The following is a 19,189-nucleotide window of genomic DNA, read 5'->3' on the forward strand; positions in this document are numbered from 1 at the left end:
AGATGGGTCGCCCAACGGGCAGGCCACGACGGCCTGCCCGTGCCGTTTCCACCTTCGCGCCCCCTGCATGACCTTCCTCCTGACCCGATTGCTGCCCCTGGCCGGCGTGCTCGCCGCCCTCGTCTTCATCGGCGCCGCCGCGGGTTTCGGCGCGGCCCTGCCGGGCTACTCGCAGGTCTGGCATCCGGTCGCGGTGCTCGGCGCGAAAGGCGTGCCGCATGCGCTGGGCTTCAACCTGTCGGGCTTCGTGCTGGCCGGGGTGTTGGCGGCGCTGGCCGCGCTGGACCTGCGGCACCGCCTGCCGGCCGATGCGGGCTGGCCTGCGCGCGTGGGGGCCCAGCTCCTGCTGCTGTCCGCGCTGGGTTTCATCGGCCTGGGCGTGCTGCCGCTGGATCCGGAAGATCTGCACAACGATGCCAGCAGCCTGCACGCGACGGCGTGGTTGCTGTGGTGGGTGGCGTTCGTGCCGGGGGCGGCGCTGTTCGCCCTCGGGATGCGCGGACGCAGCGGGTGGGGTCCGGCGGCGATCGCGAGCGGCGTGGCGGCCGGGATCGTACTGTTCAGTGCGTTGGTCGCGGTCGCGCTGATGCCCGCGGGCATCGCACAGCGGCTGGGCTATGCCGCGTGGCTCGGCTGGCTGTGCGTTGCGTCGCGCGCCGGGAGGTGAATACCTCCGCCGCGCTGCCGCGCGTTCGTCATCGCGTCATCGGGTGGGGTCGTCGAGGCGCGGACGGCGGTAGACCTTCCCGTCCTTCATCACGAAATCCACCTTCAGCACGGCATTGATGTCCTCCACGGGATTGCCCGGGACGGCCACGATGTCCGCGCGCTTGCCGGCCTCGATCACCCCCTGGTCGTCCACGCCCAGCACTTCCGCGGCGCGGATCGTCGCCGCCTGCAGCGCGTAGGCCGCGGGCATGCCGGCTTCGACCATGTAGATGAACTCGCGCGCGTTGTCGCCGTGCGGCCCCACGCCCATGTCGGTGCCGAAGGCGATCTTCACACCGTTGCGGTAGGCCTTGCCCGCGGTGTCCTGGATCAGTGCGCCGATGCGCTCGGCCTTGGGCCGCACCACGGCCGGGAAGTAGCCATCGATCTTGGCCTTCTCGGCGACGAAGCGGCCCGCCGAGATCGTGGGCACGTACCAGGTGCCGTGCTGTTTCATCAGCCGCATCACCTCGTCGTCCATGTAGGTGCCATGCTCGATGCTGGTCACGCCGCCGAGGATGGCGCGTTTCATGCCTTCCTTGCCGTGCGCGTGCGCCGCCACGCGGAACCCGTAGTCGCGCGCGGTGTCGACGATGGCCTTCACTTCATCCACGGTGAACTGCGGGGCGTCGCCGGACTTGGCATAGCTCAGTACGCCGCCGGTGGCGGTGATCTTGATGACGTCGCTGCCGTCCTTGTAGCGCTGGCGCACGGCCTGGCGGGCGTCATCGATGGAATTGATGACGCCCTCGGTCGGCCCGGGCGGCCCCATCAGGTGCGAGAGGTGGGTATTGAAGCCGTTGGTGGGGTCGGCGTGCCCGCCGGTGGTGGCGATGGAGGTGCCCGCGGCGAAGATGCGCGGGCCCTTCACCGCGCCCTGGTTCACCGCATCGCGCAGGTGCAGGGTCACTTCGCCGCCGAGGTCGCGCACGCTGGTGAAGCCGGCCATCAGGGTCTTCTCGGCGTAGCCCACCGAGCGGTACGCGAAATCCACCGGATCCAGGCGAAAGCCTTCCGAATAGCTCTGCGGGCTGGATTCGCCGTCCAGGTGTACGTGCAGGTCGGTCCATCCCGGCGTGCAGGTGCGGTCGGCCAGGACGATGGATTCGGCATCGGCCAGCTTGGCGCGGCCGGGGATGACCTCGGCGATCCGGCCGTCGCGGACCAGCAGGGTGTGCTCGCCCAGGACCTTGCCGCTGCGGGCATCGAACACGCGTTCGCAGTGCAGCGCCAGGGTGCTGGGCGCCGCCGGCCCGGCGGCCAGGGTGTCCGAGGCGGCGGACAGGCCGCAGGCGGCCACAGCGAGGGCAAGGATGGTTCTGTTCATCTGGAATCCCCGGTTTCGACCCGCCCATGCTAACCGCTGGCGTGGCGGGCCATGGTGCGCTGCGGTACCCTTGGCGGCTTTGCCGTCGCCGTTGCCGCATACCGCCATGTCCATTGCCGCCGAATCCGCTTCCTACGACCCCAGATCCGTCGAATCCCAGGCCCAGGCGTTCTGGGAGGCGCGGCGGGCGTTCGAGGTGGACGAGCGGTCGGACAAGCCGAAGTACTACTGCCTGTCGATGCTGCCGTATCCGTCCGGTGCGCTGCACATGGGTCACGTGCGCAACTACACCATCGGCGATGTGATCAGCCGCTACAAGCGCATGACCGGCCACAACGTGCTGCAGCCGATGGGGTGGGATGCGTTCGGCCTGCCGGCCGAGAACGCGGCGATCAAGAACAGGACCGCGCCGGCCAAGTGGACCTACGCCAACATCGACCACATGCGCAGCCAGCTGAAGTCGCTGGGCTATGCGATCGACTGGTCGCGCGAGTTCGCCACCTGCCGCCCGGAATACTACGTGCACGAGCAGCGCATGTTCACGCGTCTGCTGCGCAAGGGCCTGGCCTACCGCAAGAACTCGGTGGTGAACTGGGACCCGGTGGACCAGACCGTGCTGGCCAACGAGCAGGTGATCGACGGCCGTGGCTGGCGCAGCGGCGCGCTGGTGGAGAAGCGCGAGATCCCGCAGTGGTTCCTGCGCATCACCGACTACGCGCAGGAACTGCTGGACGGCCTGGACAACCTGCCGGGCTGGCCGGATGCGGTCAAGACCATGCAGCGCAACTGGATCGGCCGCTCGGAAGGCCTGGAAATCCAGTTCGCCGTCGAAGGGCACGAGCCGCTGACGGTGTTCACCACGCGTCCGGACACGCTGATGGGCGTGACCTTCGTATCGATCGCCGGCGAGCATCCGCTGGCGCAGAAGGCCGCCGCATCGAACCCGGCGCTGGCCGCGTTCCTGGAAGAGCTGAAGCATGGGGGCGTGTCGGAAGCGGAACTGGAGACGCAGGAAAAGCGCGGCATGGATACCGGCCTGCGCGCCGTCCATCCGATCACCGGCGACAAGGTGCCGGTATGGGTGGCCAACTTCGTGCTGATGGGCTACGGCACCGGCGCGGTGATGGCGGTGCCCGGGCACGACCAGCGCGATTTCGAGTTCGCCAGCAAATACGCGCTGCCGATCCAGCAGGTCATCGCGTTGAAGTCGCCGCGGAACGAAGAAGAGAAGACCTACGATCCCACAACCTGGCACGACTGGTACGGCGACAAGACCCGCGACGACCTGGAACTGGTCAATTCCGGCGAGTTCGACGGACTGGATTACCGCGGTGCCTTCGAGGCGCTGGCCGAGCGCTTCGAGCGCAAGGGCCAGGGCCAGCGCCGGGTGAATTACCGCCTGCGCGACTGGGGCGTCAGCCGCCAGCGCTACTGGGGTTGCCCCATCCCGGTGATCTACTGCGACAGCTGCGGCGCGGTGCCGGTGCCGGATTCGGACCTGCCGGTAGTGCTGCCGGAGAACGTCACCCTGGACGGCGTGAAGTCGCCGATCAAGGCCGACCCGGAATGGCGCAAGACGAAGTGTCCGCAATGCGGTGGCGCCGCCGAGCGCGAGACCGACACCTTCGACACCTTCATGGAGTCCAGCTGGTACTACGCGCGCTACACCTCGCCGGGCGCCAAGGACATGGTGGACAAGCGCGGCAACTACTGGCTGCCGGTGGACCAGTACATCGGCGGCATCGAGCACGCGATCCTGCACCTGATGTATTTCCGCTTCTATCACAAGCTGCTGCGCGACGCGCGCCTGGTGGACAGCGACGAACCGGCCACCAACCTGCTGACCCAGGGCATGGTGATCGCCGAGACGTTCTACCGCGACCATGCCGACGGCTCGAAGGACTGGATCAATCCGGCCGAGGTGGACATCCAGCGCGACGACAAGGCGCGCGTGACCGGCGCCACCCTGAAGGCCGACGGCCAGCCGGTGAAGATCGGTGCGGTCGAGAAGATGTCCAAGTCGAAGAACAACGGCGTGGACCCGCAGTCGATGGTCGACAAGTTCGGTGCCGATACCGTGCGCCTGTTCTCGATGTTCGCCGCGCCGCCCGAGCAGTCGCTGGAGTGGAACGAGGCCGGCGTGGAAGGCATGGCGCGCTTCCTGCGCCGGCTGTGGACGCAGGTGCAGAAGCACGCGGCCGACGGCGCCGCGCCGGTCTTGGACGTGGCCACGCTGACCGCCGAGCAGAAGGCCGTGCGCCGCAAGACCCACGAAACCATCGAGAAGGTCGGCAACGACTACGGCAGGCGCCACAGCTTCAATACCGCCATCGCCGCGGTGATGGAACTGTCCAATACGCTGGGCAAGTTCGACGACGCCAGCCCGCAGGCGCGCGCGGTGCGGCAGGAAGCGCTGGAATCGGCGGTGCTGCTGCTGAACCCCATCACCCCGCACGCCAGCCATGCGCTGTGGCAGGTGCTGGGCCACGCCGAGACGCTGATCGAGGACGTGGCGTTCCCCCAGGTCGATGCCGCCGCGCTGGTGCGCGATTCGGTGACGCTGGCGGTGCAGGTCAACGGCAAGCTGCGGGGCACGATCGAGGTGGCCGCCGATGCGCCGCGGGACCAGGTCGAGGCGCTGGCGAAGGCCGAACCGAACACCGCCAAGTTCCTGGAGGGACTGACCATCAGGAAGGTGATCGTGGTGCCCGGCAAGATCGTCAACATCGTCGCCGGATGACCGGCCGGGGCGCCTTGCCCCGGCGTTCACCTGCGGTCCGGCTAGGCTATTGCCGCCCATGACGGGCTCGTCCAGACTTCGCCCATGATCCGATTCCGCTTGCCCGTCCTCGTCCTCGCCCTGGTCTTCCTGGCCGGCTGCGGCTTCCACCTGCGCAACAGGATCGCGTTGCCATCCGACCTGGGGCCAGTGCGGGTGGTCGGCCCCACCGCCTCGTACAGCGCCCTGGTCACCAGCCTGTCGCGTGGCCTGCAGGCGGCGGGAGCCACGCTGGCCGCACCGGTCGGCGAGGACGCCGACGCCACTATCGCGCCGGATGCGCAGGTCGCGACCTTGCGTATCGCGTCCGAGCGCTGGGGCGACCTGCCCATCGCGGTGGACCAGTTCGGCCGTGCCCAGGAATTCAGTCTGCGCTACGCCGTGGTGTTCGCCTTCACCAAGGCCGACGGTACCGACCTGGTGCCGCAGCAGGTGGTCGAGCTGTCGCGCGACTACGTGTCGCCGCCGCAGAATGCGACGGGTACGTCGACCGAGCGCGAGGTGCTGGCGGAAGAGCTGCGCCGCGAGATGGCCGCCTCCATCCTGCGCCGCGTCGACGGCGTGGTGCGTTCCCGCCCTGCGGACGCCGCCCCCTGATGGAGCTGAAGCCGGAACAGCTGGCGGCGCGCGGTACGACCGAGCCGCTGCATCCGGCCTACCTGATCGCCGGGCCCGAAACGCTGCGCGTGCTGGAGGCGGCGGACGCCGTACGTGCGCACGCGCGGGCGCAGGGCATCGGTGAGCGCGAAGTCTTCGATGCAGACGGGCGCGATTTCGACTGGGGCCAGCTGGAGGCCAGTTTCAACGCACCCAGCCTGTTCAGTGCCCGCCGACTGGTGGAGGTGCGCCTGCCTGGCGGCAAGCCGGGCAAGGAAGGCGCCGAGGTCATCGGCGGCTTCTGCGCCAACCCGCCGCCCGACGTGGTGCTGCTGGTCACCGCAGGCGAATGGGGCAAGGCTTACCAGGGCAAGTGGAGCGACGCCATCGCGCGCATCGGCGTGGTCGCGGTGGCGTGGGCCATCAAGCCGCACGAACTGCCGGGATGGATCGAAAGCCGCCTGCGCGGCAAGGGCCTGCGCGCCGACCGCGACGCGGTGCAACTGCTGGCCGACCGCGTGGAAGGCAACCTGCTCGCCGCGGCGCAGGAGATCGACAAGCTGGCGCTGCTCAGCGATGGCGGCGTGCTCGATGCCGAACGCATGGAGTCGCTGGTGGCCAATGCGGCCCGCTACGACGTGTTCCGCCTGACCGATGCGGTGCTGGCGGGGCAGGGCGCGCAGGTGTCGCGCATCGTCGCCGGCCTGCGCGCCGAAGGTGACATGGTCGCGGGCCTGATGCCGATGGTGGTGAAGGAACTGCTGCGCACGGCCGCACTGGCGCGCGTGCAGGCCGGTGGCGGCAACCTGGCGGCGGAGATGAAGGCGCAGGGCATCTGGGAGGCAAAGCAGGCGCCGTTCAAGCGCGCCCTGCAACGGCACGCTTCGCCGGCGCGCTGGGACCGCTTCGTCGCCGAGGCCTCGAAGATCGATCGCACCGCCAAGGGACGTGGCGACGGCGACGCCTGGGTGGCGCTGGAGCGGCTGCTGCTGGCCATCGCCGACGCCAAGGCCGTGCGCCTGCTGGTGGCCTGACGGCACGCGCGATGCTGCGGCTCTTCTACGGCGGCACCTTCGATCCCATCCACAACGGACACCTGGCCATCGCGCGCGCCGCGCGCGACGCGCTGCGCGTGACCGTGCGCCTGATGCCCGCCGCGGACCCGCCGCATCGCGCGCCACCGGGCGCGAGCGCGACGCAGCGCGCGCACCTGCTCGATCTGGCGATAGAGGGAGAGGACGGCCTGTGCGTGGACAGGCGCGAACTGCGCCGGGCCGCGCGGTTGCCGGCGTCGCGGTCGTACACGGTGGACACGCTGCGCGAATTGCGCAGGGAACTGGGCGACGCAGCCCCCCTGGCCCTGCTGATCGGGGCCGACAGCCTGCTGGGCCTGCCGGGTTGGCACGAATGGCGGGCCCTGTTCGGTCTGGCCCATTTCGTGGTGGCGGACCGTCCCGGCGTGCCGCTGGATGCCGGCCTGCCGCCCGGTCTGGCCGAGGTGCTGGCATCGCGCTGGACCTCCTGCGCCGACGCGCTGGCCAGGACGCCGGCCGGCCTGGTGTACCGGCTGGACCACCCGTTGCAGTCCGAATCGGCCACCGACATCCGCCGCCGGATCTCCGCCGGTGAGCCCTGGCGCCACCTGGTGCCGGCCCGCGTCGCCACGGCGATCGCCGACGAAAGGCTCTACCTTGACCGGGCCGCGACGCACGGTCCGCTATAATCGGACCCGTATCTCCAGAGCCACCAAGCCTTTGTCCAGCCAAGCCCACGTCATCAAGACCCGCCTCCCCAGTCCGCCGCCGGCCCTGCCGGACCTGCTCGCCAACGTCCATGCGGCGTTGCATGAACTGAAAGCCAAGGACGTCGTCGAGATCGACGTGCGCGGCAAGTCCAGCGTCGCCGACTACCTGGTCATCGCCTCGGGCACCTCGACCCGCCACGTGAAGTCGATCGCCGACGAAGTGGTGAAGTTCGCCAAGAAGCTGGACGTCATGCCGCTGGGCGTGGAAGGCGAGCGCGAGGCCGAATGGGTGCTGGTGGACCTGGGCGACGTCATCGTCCACGTCATGCTGCCGCGCGTGCGCGAGTTCTACGCGCTGGAGCGCCTGTGGACGGTCGGCGACCAGCCGCCGGAAGACATCGAAACCGCGGACGAATCGCGCCTCTGATGCGCCATGACCGCGGATAGTAAGAACGGCGCCGCAGGGCGCCGTTCTCCGTTCGGGGTCACCGGTCAGAGCGGCCCGCGCTCCCAGGGGCCGGTGATGGCGACGGTGATGCCGGGCGACTGCAGGTTGACGAACAGCGTGCGCGAGAGCGGATCCCAGCACGCGCCGCAGAACTCGCTTCCGCGGTAGTCGCCCTCCGCCACCGACTTGCCGGCGTTGGCGATCTGGGTGGAGGTCAGCTGCACGTTGTTCTTGCACAGGTAGAACGATTCTCCCGCACGGGTCAGGCCGATCAGGCGCGCGCCAGGGCCGTATTCGTCGGGACTCTCGCCGCCGTCCTCGCACAGCACCACGCCGCCGCGCCCGCTGACCGTGATGTTGTCGGGATTGTGCGCGGCCAGCTGGTTGCCGCTGACGAACAATGCCTTCAGCCGCTGCGTGAACAGGTCCAGCACCCACACCGATCCGTTGCCGCGGCCCTTGCGGCCCTGCGCGTCCACGCCGGTGCTGGTGTCGACGATGAACATCTTGCCGTAGCTGTACCAGATGCCTTCGCCACGGCTCATCCGCAGCGCGCCCTCGCTCCATGCCTGCGCGAACGGCCCACTCAGCGTTTCGCCGGCGGATACGTCGGGGAAGCCGGCCGGCGCCGCGATCGTGTCCAGGTCCGGATCCGGGATGTCCACCCATTCCAGCGCGTACTCGTCGCCGATGCCGGCCACGCTCAGGTCGACGTTGCGGCGCCCGCGCACGCGCGCCGCCTGCAGCCGGCCGCCGTTCTCCAGCGAACCGTTGCGGCCACGGCGGTCGTTCGGGACGAATCGGTACAGGCCGGACTTGTTGCGGTCGTCCTCGGTCAGGTAGACGATGCCGGTGCGCGGATCCACGGCCACGGCTTCATGGCTGAAACGGCCCAGGCCCACCAGCGGACGGCCGGTCGTGCGTTCGCTGTCCGGGTCCACTTCGAAAACGTAGCCGTGCTTGCGGCCCGTGCTCGACGTGGCATCGGTCTTGATCTCCTCGCAGCTCAGCCAGGTGCCCCACGGGGTCGGGCCGCCCGCGCAGTTCACCAGCGTGCCGCCCAGGCTGGGCTCCATGCGCGTCCATTGGCCATGGCGCCAGCCCAGCGTCGTGGTGCCGCCGCCGGCGAACTGCGTGCCGCTGACGGTGCCCGTGTCGTACATGCCGGGCGCCCGGATGGGCGTGCCGGCGCCACGCTCATGGTTGCGGATCAGCACGTACTCCAGGCCGTGCCCATGTCCTGGGACGCGGCGGCCGTGGCGCGGGCGACGCACGCCGACCACGGCCATGCCGTCGTGGCGGTCCGGGCATGGCTGGCCGTCGTCCATGCGGTCGCCGCTCCAGCCGAAGGAGCGATAGCGGAAACCACGCGGCAACTGCAGCAGCGGCAGGCCGGTGGCCTCGTCCGCGACCGGAGCCAGCGGACCGTAGCGGCTGGGAACGGGCGAAAGCCGCGTCGCGGTCGTGGCGGCCTGTGCCTGGCGCGCGTACAACGCGCCCAGGCTGCCGATGGCACCCATGGCGACGGCGGCGGCACTGCCTTTCAGGACCTGGCGGCGGGAGGGATCGAACAGCGTCATCGTGCGACTCCTGCGGGCGGGGGGAGGGGACGACGCTAGGCAGCGCAGATAACCGCCACATGACAGAGGCATGACCCTTGCAGGCGGGCCGACGGACGTGTGACGCCGCTATCATGGGGTCATGAAATGCCGTCTCATCGCCACCGGCGAGCGTGCGCCGTCGTGGGTCGCCCAGGGATTTGCCGAGTACCAGAAGCGGTTGTCGCACTGGTTGCCGTTCGAACTGGTCGAAATCGAGCCGGGTCTGCGCGGGAAGGGGCGCGATCCGCAGCGCGCGATCGAGGACGAGGGCAGGCGCGTGCTCGCGGCGCTGCCGAAGAACGCCCATGTGGTCGCGCTGGAGGTCACCGGCAAGCCTTATTCGTCGGAACAGCTTGCCCGGCGGCTGGAGCACTGGCGCACCCTGGGGCGCGACATCGCATTGCTGATCGGCGGACCGGAAGGCCATGCGCCGGACGTGGTCGCGGCGGCGCACGAGAAGTGGTCGCTGAGTCCGCTGACGCTGCCGCACATGCTGGTGCGGCTGGTGGTGGCCGAGCAGGTGTACCGCGCGGCGGCGATGCTGGCCAACCATCCATACCACCGCGCGTGATGCGGCGGCTTTCATCCTACGGGTGGACAAGCCAGAGGCCCGCCGGACGCGGGCCTCTGGTTCCCTCATGGCGTGGACATCACTGCAGGCTGAAGGCGATCGGCACCAGGCCGTAGGCCTGCACCGCCTGTCCGTCCTGCATGGCGGGCTTGAAGCGCCATGTCTTCAGCACATGCTGGAGCGCGGCCTTGTCCAGGTTGCGGTTGCCGCTGCTGCTTTCGATGGTCACGCTGACCGGCGTGCCATCCACGTCCACCAGCACGCGCAGCATCACCGTACCCTGCACGCCTTTGCGCAGTTCGTTGATCGGATAGCGCGGCGAGGTGGCGCTGACGTACTCCAGCGTGGCCGAGGGCAACGGGCCGGCAACGGCCGGACCGGCGACGTCGCCGGTGTCGACCACCGACGGCTCGACGACGGGCTCGCTGCCGCCATCGACGATCACCGGGGTATCCAGGGCGGGGGTCACCACGTCGGTCCGCGGCTGGATCACGTCCGGCTTCTTTTCCGGAACGATCTTGCGTTCCTCGACCACGGGGACGGGATCGGGGAGGACCTTCTTCTCATAGATCTGGAAGATGGGCTTCTTGGGTGCCTCGAGGGCCAGCGGCTCGATGGGCGGTGCCGCCATCGGCATCAGCAGCATGAGCAGGGCGGCGGCGTGGACCGCGATGGCGGCGGCGAGGGCGGCGACGCGGCCGCTGTCGATGCGGGTGTCGGAACCGTGGGGTAGTGCGCGAACCATGATCCACCTCCTGAGGGCTGTGAATGGAACAACGCTCGGCCGCGAGGAGTGGGGTTGCCACGTCCTGGCGCCGCACGCCCAGACTGTACTCCGGCGCATGGCGTCCGCAAGAGGGCGGGGGTTCGACCTTCGGTGTAGTCCTGTTGCGGGTTCCCGCAACGAAAACGGCGCCCCGAGGGGGCGCCGCAAGGGGGTGCTGCGCTATCAGGCTTACCTGCCCAGTTCGAACACCACATCCAGGTTGACCGAGACCGTGGTTTCGCCCGGCGACACCGGCGGTGCGGCGCCGGCACGATCGAAGGACTCCGCCTTGGCCATCGCCATCATCGGGACCGGACGGAAGCCGCCGCCGCCTTCGGAAATGCTGACGATCCTGCGTACCTTCAGGCCCAGCGACTTCGCATAGGTCTCGGCGCGGCCCTGGGCCTTCTTGAGTGCGGCCAGGCGAGCCTCGTCATAGACCGGCTCCGGTTCGTCGATCTCGAAGCTGGGCCCGTTGATCTGGTTGGCGCCCACGCCGGCCAGCGCGTCCAGCACCTTGCCCAGCTTGGCGATGTCGCGGACCTTCACGCTGACCGTATTGTTGGCCTGGTAGCCGGTGATCTTCGGGGCCTCGTTCTCGGCATAGCGGTACTGCGGATTGAGGCTGATCCCGCTGGTCTGCACGTCCTTGTCGGCGATGCCGGCGGCCTTGATGGCCGCCACCACCTTGGCCATCTGCTCGCTGTTCTGGCGCATGGCGGTGTTGCCGTCCACGGCCTGGGTGACCACGCCGGCGGAGATCGTGGCGATGTCGGGCACGCGCGAGGCCTCGGCCTGCGCCGACACGTTGAGCAGGGTCCCGTCGGACGGGATGGCGTAGGCCGGTGAGGTCTGGGCGTGGCTGGTCATGGCGGCGGTGGCTCCCAGGGACAGGGTCAGGGCGAGCAGCAGGGGGCGGATCAGGGGCAGACGCATGGGATCTCCTTTTCGTGGGTCGGATGGCGGGACACCCGGTCGTCGTCGACGCGCAAGGGTGTTCACGATGACATGAACGGGCCGTGATCTGCGGCAGGGTTACCGGCACCGGGCCCGTATCAGGACCCATTCAGTCAGGTGCCGCGGGTTATTCTTCCGTGATGCTCTATCTGGCCTCCCAATCCCCCCGTCGCGCCGAACTGCTGACCCGCCTGGGCTTCCCGTTCGGCCGGATCGACCTCGACATTCCCGAACACCGCCAGCCCGGCGAGCCGGCCACCGACTATGTGCGCCGGGTCGCCCGGGAAAAGGCCGGCGCCGGGCTGCTCAAGGTCGTCGCCACTCCCGGCGCGGTCGTGCTGGGCGCCGATACCGAAGTCATCCTGGACGAAGAGGTCTTCGGCAAGCCGGCCGACGAAGCGGAAGCCGCCGCCATGCTGCGCCGCCTGTCCGGACGCACCCACCAGGCGGTATCCGCCGTGTCGGTGGTGAGCGCCGGACGCGAGGCCCAGGCGCTGGTGGTCACCGAGGTGACCTTCGCCGAGCTGGACGAGGCCGACATCGCGGCCTACGTCGCCAGCGGGGAGGCGATGGGCAAGGCCGGTGCGTACGGCATCCAGGGGCGCGCCGAGCAGTTCGTCACCCGCCTGGCCGGCAGCTACTCGGCGGTGATGGGCCTGCCCCTGCACGAGACGGCGCGGTTGCTGCGCGGCTTCGGCCTCCATCCCACGGCCGCCGCCGCCACCGCGTCAGCCTGAGGAAGGACCCATGTCGGAAGAGATCCTGGTCAACGTCACCCCGCGCGAGACCCGCGTGGCGGTGATCGAGAACGGCATGCTGCAGGAACTGCACATCGAACGCGGTTGGCGCCGCGGCGTGGTGGGCAACATCTACAAGGGCAAGGTGCAGCGGGTGATGCCGGGCATGCAGGCGGCGTTCGTCGAGGTCGGCCTGGAGCGCGCCGCCTTCCTGCACGCCAACGACATCGTGCGTTCCTCGCCGGATGCCGTGGTCGATGGCGAAGACGCCGCGCTGCCCACGCCACCGCCCGCGCCGATCATGGACCTGCTGCGCGATGGGCAGGACATCGTCGTGCAGGTGGTGAAGGACCCGATAGGCAGCAAGGGCGCGCGCCTGACCACCCAGATCAGCATCCCGTCGCGCTACCTGGTGCTGCTGCCGCAGTCCAAGGTGATCGGCGTGTCCGCGCGGATCGAGGACGAAGCCGAGCGCCATCGCCTGAAGCAGGCCGTCACCGAACTGGCCGGCCTGCACGGCGGCCACGGCTACATCATCCGCACCAATGCCGAGGGCCAGCCGGTCGAGGCCCTGGCCGAGGACATCGCCTATCTGGCGCGCGTCTGGAACGTGGTGGAGCGGCGCGGGCGCGAGTCGCCCTCGTGCAGCATCCTGTACGAAGACCTCAGCCTGCCGCTGCGCGCGGTGCGCGACCTGATCCGCAAGGACGTGGAAAAGGTGAAGGTCGATTCCAAGGAAACCCACGAGCGGCTGCAGGCCTTCGTCGCCAAGTACATGCCGGTGCTGGCCGAACGCATCGAACTGTACTCGGGCGAGCGCCCCATCTTCGACCTGTACGGCGTGGAGGACGAGATCGGCCGCGCGCTGGACAAGCAGGTGCCGCTGAAGTCGGGCGGTTACCTGGTGATCGACCAGACCGAGGCGATGACCACGGTCGACGTGAACACCGGCTCGTTCCTCGGCCAGCGCAACCTGGAGGAGACCGTCTACCGCACCAACCTGGAGGCGGCGCAGGCGGTCGCGCGCCAGCTGCGGCTGCGCAACCTGGGCGGCATCATCATCATCGACTTCATCGACATGGACGATCCGGAGCACCGCCGCCAGGTGCTGCGCACGCTGGAGAAGTCGCTGGCGAAGGACCACGCCAAGACCACGGTGTACGAGTTCTCGCCGCTGGGGCTGGTGGAGATGACGCGCAAGCGCACGGTGGAGAGCCTGGCCCGGCAGCTGTCCGAACCGTGCCCGGAATGCGGCGGCCGCGGCAGCATCAAGACCACCGAAACCGTCACCTACGAGATCTTCCGCGAGATCACCCGCGCCGTCCGCCAGTTCGAGGCTGCGCGCCTGCTGGTGATCGCCTCGCCGAAGGTGGTCGCGCGCATCACCGACGAGGAATCGACAGCGGTGGCGGAACTGGAGGAGTTCCTGGGCAAATCGATCCGCTTCCAGGCCGATGACCAGTACCTGCAGGAGCAGTTCGATGTCGTGCTGCTCTGAAGCCGGGAATAGGGAATGGCGAGTCGGGAATCGAGCGAGTGATCGCCCGATGGCCGCCGCCATGCCGTTGACGCTTCCATTCCCTATTCCCCATTCCCGATTCCCGGCCCACTGATGCCCACACCGCTGCGCCGTCGCCTGCGTCTGGCCCGTCGGGGTGCCGTCTACGGCGCCGCGGTCGTGCTGGTGTGCATGGCCGTGGTGCTCGGCATCGCCAGCCAGGTATTGCCGCTGGCCGAGCGCCATCCGGACCGCATCGCGGCCTGGCTCAGCGAGCGCGCAGGCCGTCCGGTGGCCTTCGACGCGGTGAAGACCCGATGGACGCGCCGTGGGCCGCTGCTGCAGCTGGATGGGCTGCGGCTGGGAGCGGGCGACAGCGGTGTGCGCATCGGCCAGGCCGAGGTGCTGGTGTCGATGTATGGCGGCCTGTTGCCGGGGCGTTCGTTCACCGAGCTGCGCCTGCGCGGGCTGGCCTTGACGCTGCAGCGTGCCGACGATGGCGCGTGGTCCGTGCGAGGCCTGCCCGGCCAGCAACAGGCGGACGGCGATCCGCTGTCCAGTCTGGAAGGCCTGGGCGAGTTGCAGGTGATCGACGGGCGCCTGGCCATCATCGCGCCGTCGCTGGGCTGGGATATCCGGGTGCCCGACATCGACCTGCGCCTGCGCGTGCAGGGCGACCGCGTGCGCGCGGGCACGCGCGCCTGGATCCGCAAGGACGCGGCGCCGCTCAACGTCGCCGTCGATTTCGACCGCAAGGCGGGCAACGGCCGCGCCTACCTGGATGTCGTCGCTGAGGACATCGGCGCCTGGGCACCGCTGCTGCGCTATGCCGGTGTCGTGGCCGAACGCGGCAATGGCCGGGTGCGCGCATGGACGGAGCTGCGTCGGCATCGCGTGGTGCTGGTGACCGCGGACGCGCAACTGCGCCAGGTCGGCCTGCGCGGCGTTCCGCTGCCGGCCTCCACCGCGCCGACCCGCCTGGCGTTCGACCAACTGGAAGGCCGCATGCGCTGGCGGCTGGTGAACGGCGGCTGGCGCCTGGATGCGCCGCGCCTGCGAGTCGGCAGCGCACCGGCGGTGCAGACGCTGGACGGCCTGGTGCTGGCCGGCGGCGCGCGCTATGCGTTGCTGGCGGACGAAGTGGACGCCGCCCCGCTGTTCGCGGTGCTGGGATTGAGCGACCGGGTCGAACCCGGCCTGCGTCGCTGGCTGGTGCAGGCCAGGCCGGGCGCGCGGCTGGCGCGGCTTGCGCTGGCGGGCCGTCGTGATGGCGCGATGCAGGGCGAAGGCACGCTGCGCGACATCTCGTTCGCCCCGGTCGGCGATGCGCCCGGACTCAGCGGGCTGGCGGGCGACTTCGACGGCGATGCGGCCGGATTCCGCCTGAAGCTCGATCCGGCGTCGCGCATGCGGTTCGACTGGCCACGCGGGTTCGCGGTGGTCCACGACGTCAGGCTGCAGGGCGAGGTGCTGGGCTGGCGCGAGGGCCAGGGCTGGCGCGTGGGCACGCCGGCGCTGCGCGTGCAGGGCAAGGACTACGCCGCCGACGTGCGCGGCGGCCTGTGGTTCCAGGGGGATGGCACGCGCCCGTGGATCGATTTGGCCGCCGATCTCGACGACGCGCCGGTGCCGGCGGCCAAGGGCTTCTGGATCCACCACAAGATGTCCAAGGTCGCCGTGGACTGGTTGAATGGCGCGCTGGTCGGCGGCATGGTGCGCGAGGGACGCGCCATCGTCACCGGCGATCTCGACGACTGGCCGTTCACCCGCCAGAACGGCCGCTTCGAAGCCGTGGCGCGCATCGAGGGCGGGCAGTTCAAGTTCCAGCACGAGTGGCCGCAGGTGGAGCAGGTGCACGGCGATATCGCCTTCATCGGCAACGGCTTCCTGCTGAAGGCGCGCGGCATGCTCGCCGACGTCGCGGTTCCGGCGTTCGAAGCCGGCATCGCCGACTTCCGCCAGGGCGACCTGAAGATCACCGCGCGCACCGACACCGATGCGGGCAAGCTGCTGGCGATGTTGCGGCAGAGCCCGTTGCGCAAGAGCTACGCCGATACGCTGGACCACCTGCAGGCGAAGGGACCGGTGGCGGCGACCTTCGACCTGCTGCAGCCGCTGCACGCCGACGAACAGGCACGCCGCAAGCTGGCCGGTACGGTGGATCTGAAGGGTGCGCGGCTGGCGGAGAAACGCTGGGACCTGGTGTTCGAGAACGTTCGCGGCAAGGCCAAGTACGACGATGGCGGCTTCGCGTCGGGGCCGCTGCAGGTCGTGCACGAGGGTCAGGCGGGCGTGCTCGGGCTGCGCGCCGGCAGTGGCACGCGCGACCGCCGCCAGGCGTTCGAGGCGGACCTGTCCACCGTGGTGGATGCCGATCGCCTGCTGGACCGCGCGCCCGAGATGGCATGGCTGAAGCCTTACATGGACGGCCGTTCGTCGTGGACGGTGGGCGTGGAGATTCCGCGCAGCGCCGCCGGCAGGCCGCAGGCGCCGACCCAGCTCAACCTCACCTCCGACCTGGTGGGCACCGCGATGAGCCTGCCGGCGCCGCTGCGCAAGGCGCCCGGCTCGCCGCTGAAAACCATCGTTCGCGCGCCGCTGCCGATGGGCAGCGGGCAGATCGACGTGGCGTTCGGAGACCTGCTGGCATTGCGCGCACGCGCCAGCAACGGCCAGACCGGCGTGCGTGTCGTATTGGGCAGCCATGAAGTGAAGGACGCCGCGCCGGCGTCCGGACTGGTCGCGACCGGCCGCGCCGGCACGCTGGATGCGATGGAATGGGTGGCGCTGGCCAAGGGCGGCGGCGAAGGCGGATCGCTGCCGTTGCGCCATATCGACGTCACCGCCGAGCGCCTGTTGATGATCGGCTCGGTGTTCCCCGATACGCGCCTGCAGCTGGCACCCGCGCAGCAGGCGCTGGCGGTGTCGCTGGATGGCGATGCGCTGTCCGGCGCGCTGCTGGTCCCCGACGCGAAGGGCGCGGCCATCGCCGGCAAGCTGGCGCGCATGCATTGGCGCAAGGCACCCGCGCCCGACGGCGCTGCCGCCGTCGCGCCCGCAGGGGATACCGGCGACGAGTTCAACCCGGCGGACATCCCGCCGCTGTCGCTGGACATCGAAGACCTGCGTTTCGGCGACGCGCGCCTGGGTGCGGCCAAACTGCGCACGCGCCAGCAGGCCGACGGCATGCACGTCGACCAGTTGCAGCTGCGTTCGCCAGGCCAGCATATCGACGTGAGCGGGCAGTGGACCGGCGTGGGTGCGGCGGCCCGCACCCGTTTCGCCGCCGAGGTGAAGAGCGAGAACTTCGGCGTGCTGATGGACGACCTTGGCCTGGGCGACCGCATCGGTGGCGGCCACGGGCAGATCACCGCCGAAGCGGGTTGGCCCGGCAGTCCGGCGGCGTTCCGCCTGGCGTCGCTGGAAGGCAGCGTGAAGCTGGCCGCGCGCGATGGCCACCTGCTGGAAGTCGAGCCCGGCGCGGGCCGCGTGCTGGGCCTGCTGAGCGTGGCGGAAGTGCGGCGCCGGCTGATGCTCGACTTCAGCGACTTCTTCTCGAAGGGGTTCGCGTTCAACCGCATCGATGGCGACGTGCGCATCGCCGGCGGGCTGGCCCGCAGCGACAACCTGGTGATCGACGGACCCGCGGCGGAGATCCGGATCCGCGGCGATACCGACCTGCGCAGCGAGCGCTTCGACCAGACCGTCGACGTGAAGCCCAAGTCCGCCAACGTGCTGACCGCGGTCGGCGCCGTCGCCGGCGGCCCCATCGGCGCGGCGGTCGGCGCCGTGGCCAATGCGGTGCTGAAGAAGCCGCTGGCCGAAATGGGCGCCAAGACCTACCGGGTCACCGGCCCGTGGAAATCGCCCAAGGTCGAGGTGGTGGGACGCGAACAGTCGCGGGTCCGCCCGTACGACCGCGCCGACAGCGCCGGCGCCCCCTGACATCCCGCGCGCCGGCGACCGCGCTTGTCGCGGCCGCCTGCCGCCCCCATGGTGAAGACATGACCCTGCCCATCCCGCTTGCCGAAACCCGTCTCCTCCTGCCTGCCGGCCTGGATCCGTCCGGCCTCGATCGGGCCTTCGGCACCCTGCTGGGGCCGGGCATCGACTTCGGCGATCTGTACTTCCAGCATGCGCGCCGCGAGAGCTGGACCGTCGAGGACGGCATCGTCAAGGACGGTGCGCATTCCATCGAGCAGGGCGTGGGCGTGCGCGCCATCTCCGGAGAGAAGACCGGCTTCGCCTACTCCGACGACATCAACGCGCAGGCCCTGCTGGACGCGGCCCGCTCCGCACGCGCCATCGCCCGCGACGGGGCCACGCATGCGCCGCGCGCGCTGGTGCGCAGCGGCGGCCGCGCGCTGTACGCAGGCGAGGACCCCATCGATGCGATGGGCAACGAGGCGAAGGTCGAGGCGCTGCGCGCGGTGGACCGGTTCCTGCGCGCGGCCGATCCGCGCGTGCAGCAGGTGACCGTCAGCCTGTCCGGCGGCATCGACACCGTGCTGGTGGCGCGCAGCGACGGCGTGCTGGCGTCCGACGTGCGCCCGCTGGTGCGCCTGAACGTGCAGGTCATCGTGGAACAGAACGGTCGCCGCGAGTCGGGTTACGCCGGCATGGGCGGCCGCTACGGCTATGCGGAGCTGTTCGCCGACGGCAAGCCGGAAGACCTCGCGCGCGAGGCGCTGCGCCAGGCGCTGGTGAACCTGGAGGCGATCGATGCCCCGGCCGGCGTGATGCCGGTGGTGCTGGGCAGCGGCTGGCCCGGCGTGCTGCTGCACGAAGCCGTCGGCCACGGCCTGGAGGGCGATTTCAACCGCAAGGGCACCAGCGTGTACGCCGGCCGCATCGGGCAACAGGTGGCAGCCAAGGGCGTCACCATCGTCGACGACGGCACGCTGCCCGGCCGCCGCGGCTCGCTCAGCATCGACGACGAAGGCACGCCGACGAACTGCACCCCGCTGATCGAGGATGGCGTGCTGGTGGGCTACATGCAGGACACCCACAACGCACGCCTGATGGGCGTGGCACCCACCGGCAACGGCCGCCGCGAATCGTTCGCGCACCTGCCGATGCCGCGCATGACCAACACCTACATGCGGGCCGGGCAGGACGATCCGGAAGACATGATCCGCTCGGTGAAGAAGGGCCTTTACGCGGTCAATTTCGGCGGCGGCCAGGTCGACATCACCAGCGGCAAGTACGTGTTCTCCGCCACCGAGGCCTACCTGATCGAGGATGGCCGCATCACCGCGCCGGTGAAGGGCGCCACCCTGATCGGCAACGGCCCGGAGACGATGCAGAAGGTGAAGATGGTCGGCCACGACCTAGCGCTGGACCAGGGCGTCGGCATCTGCGGCAAGGACGGCCAGAGCGTGCCGGTGGGCGTGGGCCAGCCCTCGCTGCTGATCGAAGGGCTGACGGTGGGCGGGACGAAGGCGTGATGCGTCCTT

15 protein-coding genes are annotated in these 19,189 nt (G+C 69.9%); 11 read left to right on the forward strand and 4 right to left on the reverse strand.

The window, feature by feature from the left end:
• Positions 1 to 67: 67 nt before the first annotated feature.
• Positions 68 to 667 (forward strand): DUF998 domain-containing protein, encoded by a 600-nt coding sequence (locus tag MUU77_RS05830; protein ID WP_245092600.1) that lies wholly within the window; start codon positions 68 to 70, stop codon positions 665 to 667.
• Between the two features lie 36 nt (positions 668 to 703).
• On the opposite strand, the gene MUU77_RS05835 is transcribed toward MUU77_RS05830, so the two are convergent.
• Complete coding sequence (locus MUU77_RS05835; RefSeq protein ID WP_245092602.1) at positions 704 to 2,035, reverse strand: amidohydrolase family protein; 1,332 nt, start codon at positions 2,033 to 2,035, stop codon at positions 704 to 706.
• A 106-nt stretch (positions 2,036 to 2,141) separates the two neighbouring features.
• On the opposite strand from MUU77_RS05835, the gene leuS reads away from it, so the two are divergent.
• The 5 genes from leuS to rsfS all read left to right on the forward strand — a co-directional run bounded on the left by leuS (position 2,142) and on the right by rsfS (position 7,582).
• Entirely contained in the window at positions 2,142 to 4,775 is a 2,634-nt protein-coding gene (gene leuS, locus MUU77_RS05840; RefSeq protein ID WP_245092605.1) for a leucine--tRNA ligase, read from the forward strand.
• Between the two features lie 84 nt (positions 4,776 to 4,859).
• On the forward strand, positions 4,860 to 5,411 hold the full coding sequence (lptE, locus tag MUU77_RS05845; protein WP_245092607.1) for an LPS assembly lipoprotein LptE: 552 nt from the start codon (positions 4,860 to 4,862) through the stop codon (positions 5,409 to 5,411).
• A complete protein-coding gene (holA, locus tag MUU77_RS05850; RefSeq protein ID WP_245092609.1) occupies positions 5,411 to 6,445 on the forward strand; it encodes a DNA polymerase III subunit delta in 1,035 nt (344 codons plus the stop codon). Before lptE ends, holA begins: the two co-directional genes overlap by 1 nt.
• An 11-nt stretch (positions 6,446 to 6,456) precedes the next feature.
• Entirely contained in the window at positions 6,457 to 7,134 is a 678-nt protein-coding gene (nadD, locus tag MUU77_RS05855; RefSeq protein WP_245092611.1) for a nicotinate-nucleotide adenylyltransferase, read from the forward strand.
• A gap of 31 nt (positions 7,135 to 7,165) precedes the next feature.
• Entirely contained in the window at positions 7,166 to 7,582 is a 417-nt protein-coding gene (gene rsfS / locus MUU77_RS05860) for a ribosome silencing factor (RefSeq protein WP_245092613.1), read from the forward strand.
• 65 nt (positions 7,583 to 7,647) lie between these two features.
• On the opposite strand, the gene MUU77_RS05865 is transcribed toward rsfS, so the two are convergent.
• Positions 7,648 to 9,183 carry an alkaline phosphatase PhoX gene (locus MUU77_RS05865; protein WP_245092616.1) on the reverse strand — a complete coding sequence of 512 codons (1,536 nt, stop codon included), beginning with the start codon at positions 9,181 to 9,183 and terminating at the stop codon, positions 7,648 to 7,650.
• A 121-nt stretch (positions 9,184 to 9,304) separates the two neighbouring features.
• Here MUU77_RS05865 and rlmH point away from each other — a divergent pair, with 121 nt between their 5' ends.
• Positions 9,305 to 9,775, forward strand: coding sequence for a 23S rRNA (pseudouridine(1915)-N(3))-methyltransferase RlmH (rlmH, locus tag MUU77_RS05870; RefSeq protein ID WP_245092619.1), 471 nt, complete (start codon positions 9,305 to 9,307; stop codon positions 9,773 to 9,775).
• A gap of 79 nt (positions 9,776 to 9,854) precedes the next feature.
• Here rlmH and MUU77_RS05875 read toward each other — a convergent pair whose 3' ends face one another.
• Positions 9,855 to 10,520: an energy transducer TonB gene (locus MUU77_RS05875; protein WP_245092621.1), complete on the reverse strand. Its 666-nt coding sequence runs from the start codon at positions 10,518 to 10,520 to the stop codon at positions 9,855 to 9,857.
• 210 nt (positions 10,521 to 10,730) lie between these two features.
• Positions 10,731 to 11,477, reverse strand: a complete 747-nt coding sequence (locus tag MUU77_RS05880; RefSeq protein WP_245092623.1) for an SIMPL domain-containing protein — start codon at positions 11,475 to 11,477, stop codon at positions 10,731 to 10,733.
• Between the two features lie 161 nt (positions 11,478 to 11,638).
• Between MUU77_RS05880 and MUU77_RS05885 the strand changes: the two genes are divergently transcribed.
• The 4 genes from MUU77_RS05885 (at position 11,639) to tldD (ending at position 19,180) form a co-directional block, all read left to right on the forward strand.
• The gene (locus tag MUU77_RS05885; protein WP_245094271.1) at positions 11,639 to 12,235 is read left to right on the forward strand and encodes a Maf family nucleotide pyrophosphatase; all 597 of its coding nucleotides are present in this window, start codon (positions 11,639 to 11,641) and stop codon (positions 12,233 to 12,235) included.
• A 10-nt stretch (positions 12,236 to 12,245) separates the two neighbouring features.
• Positions 12,246 to 13,733: a ribonuclease G gene (gene rng / locus MUU77_RS05890; protein ID WP_245092625.1), complete on the forward strand. Its 1,488-nt coding sequence runs from the start codon at positions 12,246 to 12,248 to the stop codon at positions 13,731 to 13,733.
• A gap of 114 nt (positions 13,734 to 13,847) precedes the next feature.
• Positions 13,848 to 17,678 (forward strand): YhdP family protein, encoded by a 3,831-nt coding sequence (locus tag MUU77_RS05895; RefSeq protein WP_245092627.1) that lies wholly within the window; start codon positions 13,848 to 13,850, stop codon positions 17,676 to 17,678.
• A gap of 59 nt (positions 17,679 to 17,737) precedes the next feature.
• On the forward strand, positions 17,738 to 19,180 hold the full coding sequence (gene tldD, locus MUU77_RS05900; protein WP_245092629.1) for a metalloprotease TldD: 1,443 nt from the start codon (positions 17,738 to 17,740) through the stop codon (positions 19,178 to 19,180).
• Positions 19,181 to 19,189: the final 9 nt, after the last annotated feature.

The organism is Pseudoxanthomonas sp. F37 (assembly GCF_022965755.1).
GTDB lineage: Bacteria > Pseudomonadota > Gammaproteobacteria > Xanthomonadales > Xanthomonadaceae > Pseudoxanthomonas_A.

Coding starts and splice junctions, on each gene's coding strand:
- MUU77_RS05830 (WP_245092600.1), top strand. CDS start 68: ATGACCTTCCTCCTGACCCGATTGCTGCCCCTGGCCGGCGTGCTCGCC.
- MUU77_RS05835 (WP_245092602.1), bottom strand. CDS start 2,035: ATGAACAGAACCATCCTTGCCCTCGCTGTGGCCGCCTGCGGCCTGTCC.
- leuS (WP_245092605.1), top strand. CDS start 2,142: ATGTCCATTGCCGCCGAATCCGCTTCCTACGACCCCAGATCCGTCGAA.
- lptE (WP_245092607.1), top strand. CDS start 4,860: ATGATCCGATTCCGCTTGCCCGTCCTCGTCCTCGCCCTGGTCTTCCTG.
- holA (WP_245092609.1), top strand. CDS start 5,411: ATGGAGCTGAAGCCGGAACAGCTGGCGGCGCGCGGTACGACCGAGCCG.
- nadD (WP_245092611.1), top strand. CDS start 6,457: ATGCTGCGGCTCTTCTACGGCGGCACCTTCGATCCCATCCACAACGGA.
- MUU77_RS05865 (WP_245092616.1), bottom strand. CDS start 9,183: ATGACGCTGTTCGATCCCTCCCGCCGCCAGGTCCTGAAAGGCAGTGCC.
- rlmH (WP_245092619.1), top strand. CDS start 9,305: ATGAAATGCCGTCTCATCGCCACCGGCGAGCGTGCGCCGTCGTGGGTC.
- MUU77_RS05875 (WP_245092621.1), bottom strand. CDS start 10,520: ATGGTTCGCGCACTACCCCACGGTTCCGACACCCGCATCGACAGCGGC.
- MUU77_RS05880 (WP_245092623.1), bottom strand. CDS start 11,477: ATGCGTCTGCCCCTGATCCGCCCCCTGCTGCTCGCCCTGACCCTGTCC.
- MUU77_RS05885 (WP_245094271.1), top strand. CDS start 11,639: ATGCTCTATCTGGCCTCCCAATCCCCCCGTCGCGCCGAACTGCTGACC.
- rng (WP_245092625.1), top strand. CDS start 12,246: ATGTCGGAAGAGATCCTGGTCAACGTCACCCCGCGCGAGACCCGCGTG.
- MUU77_RS05895 (WP_245092627.1), top strand. CDS start 13,848: ATGCCCACACCGCTGCGCCGTCGCCTGCGTCTGGCCCGTCGGGGTGCC.
- tldD (WP_245092629.1), top strand. CDS start 17,738: ATGACCCTGCCCATCCCGCTTGCCGAAACCCGTCTCCTCCTGCCTGCC.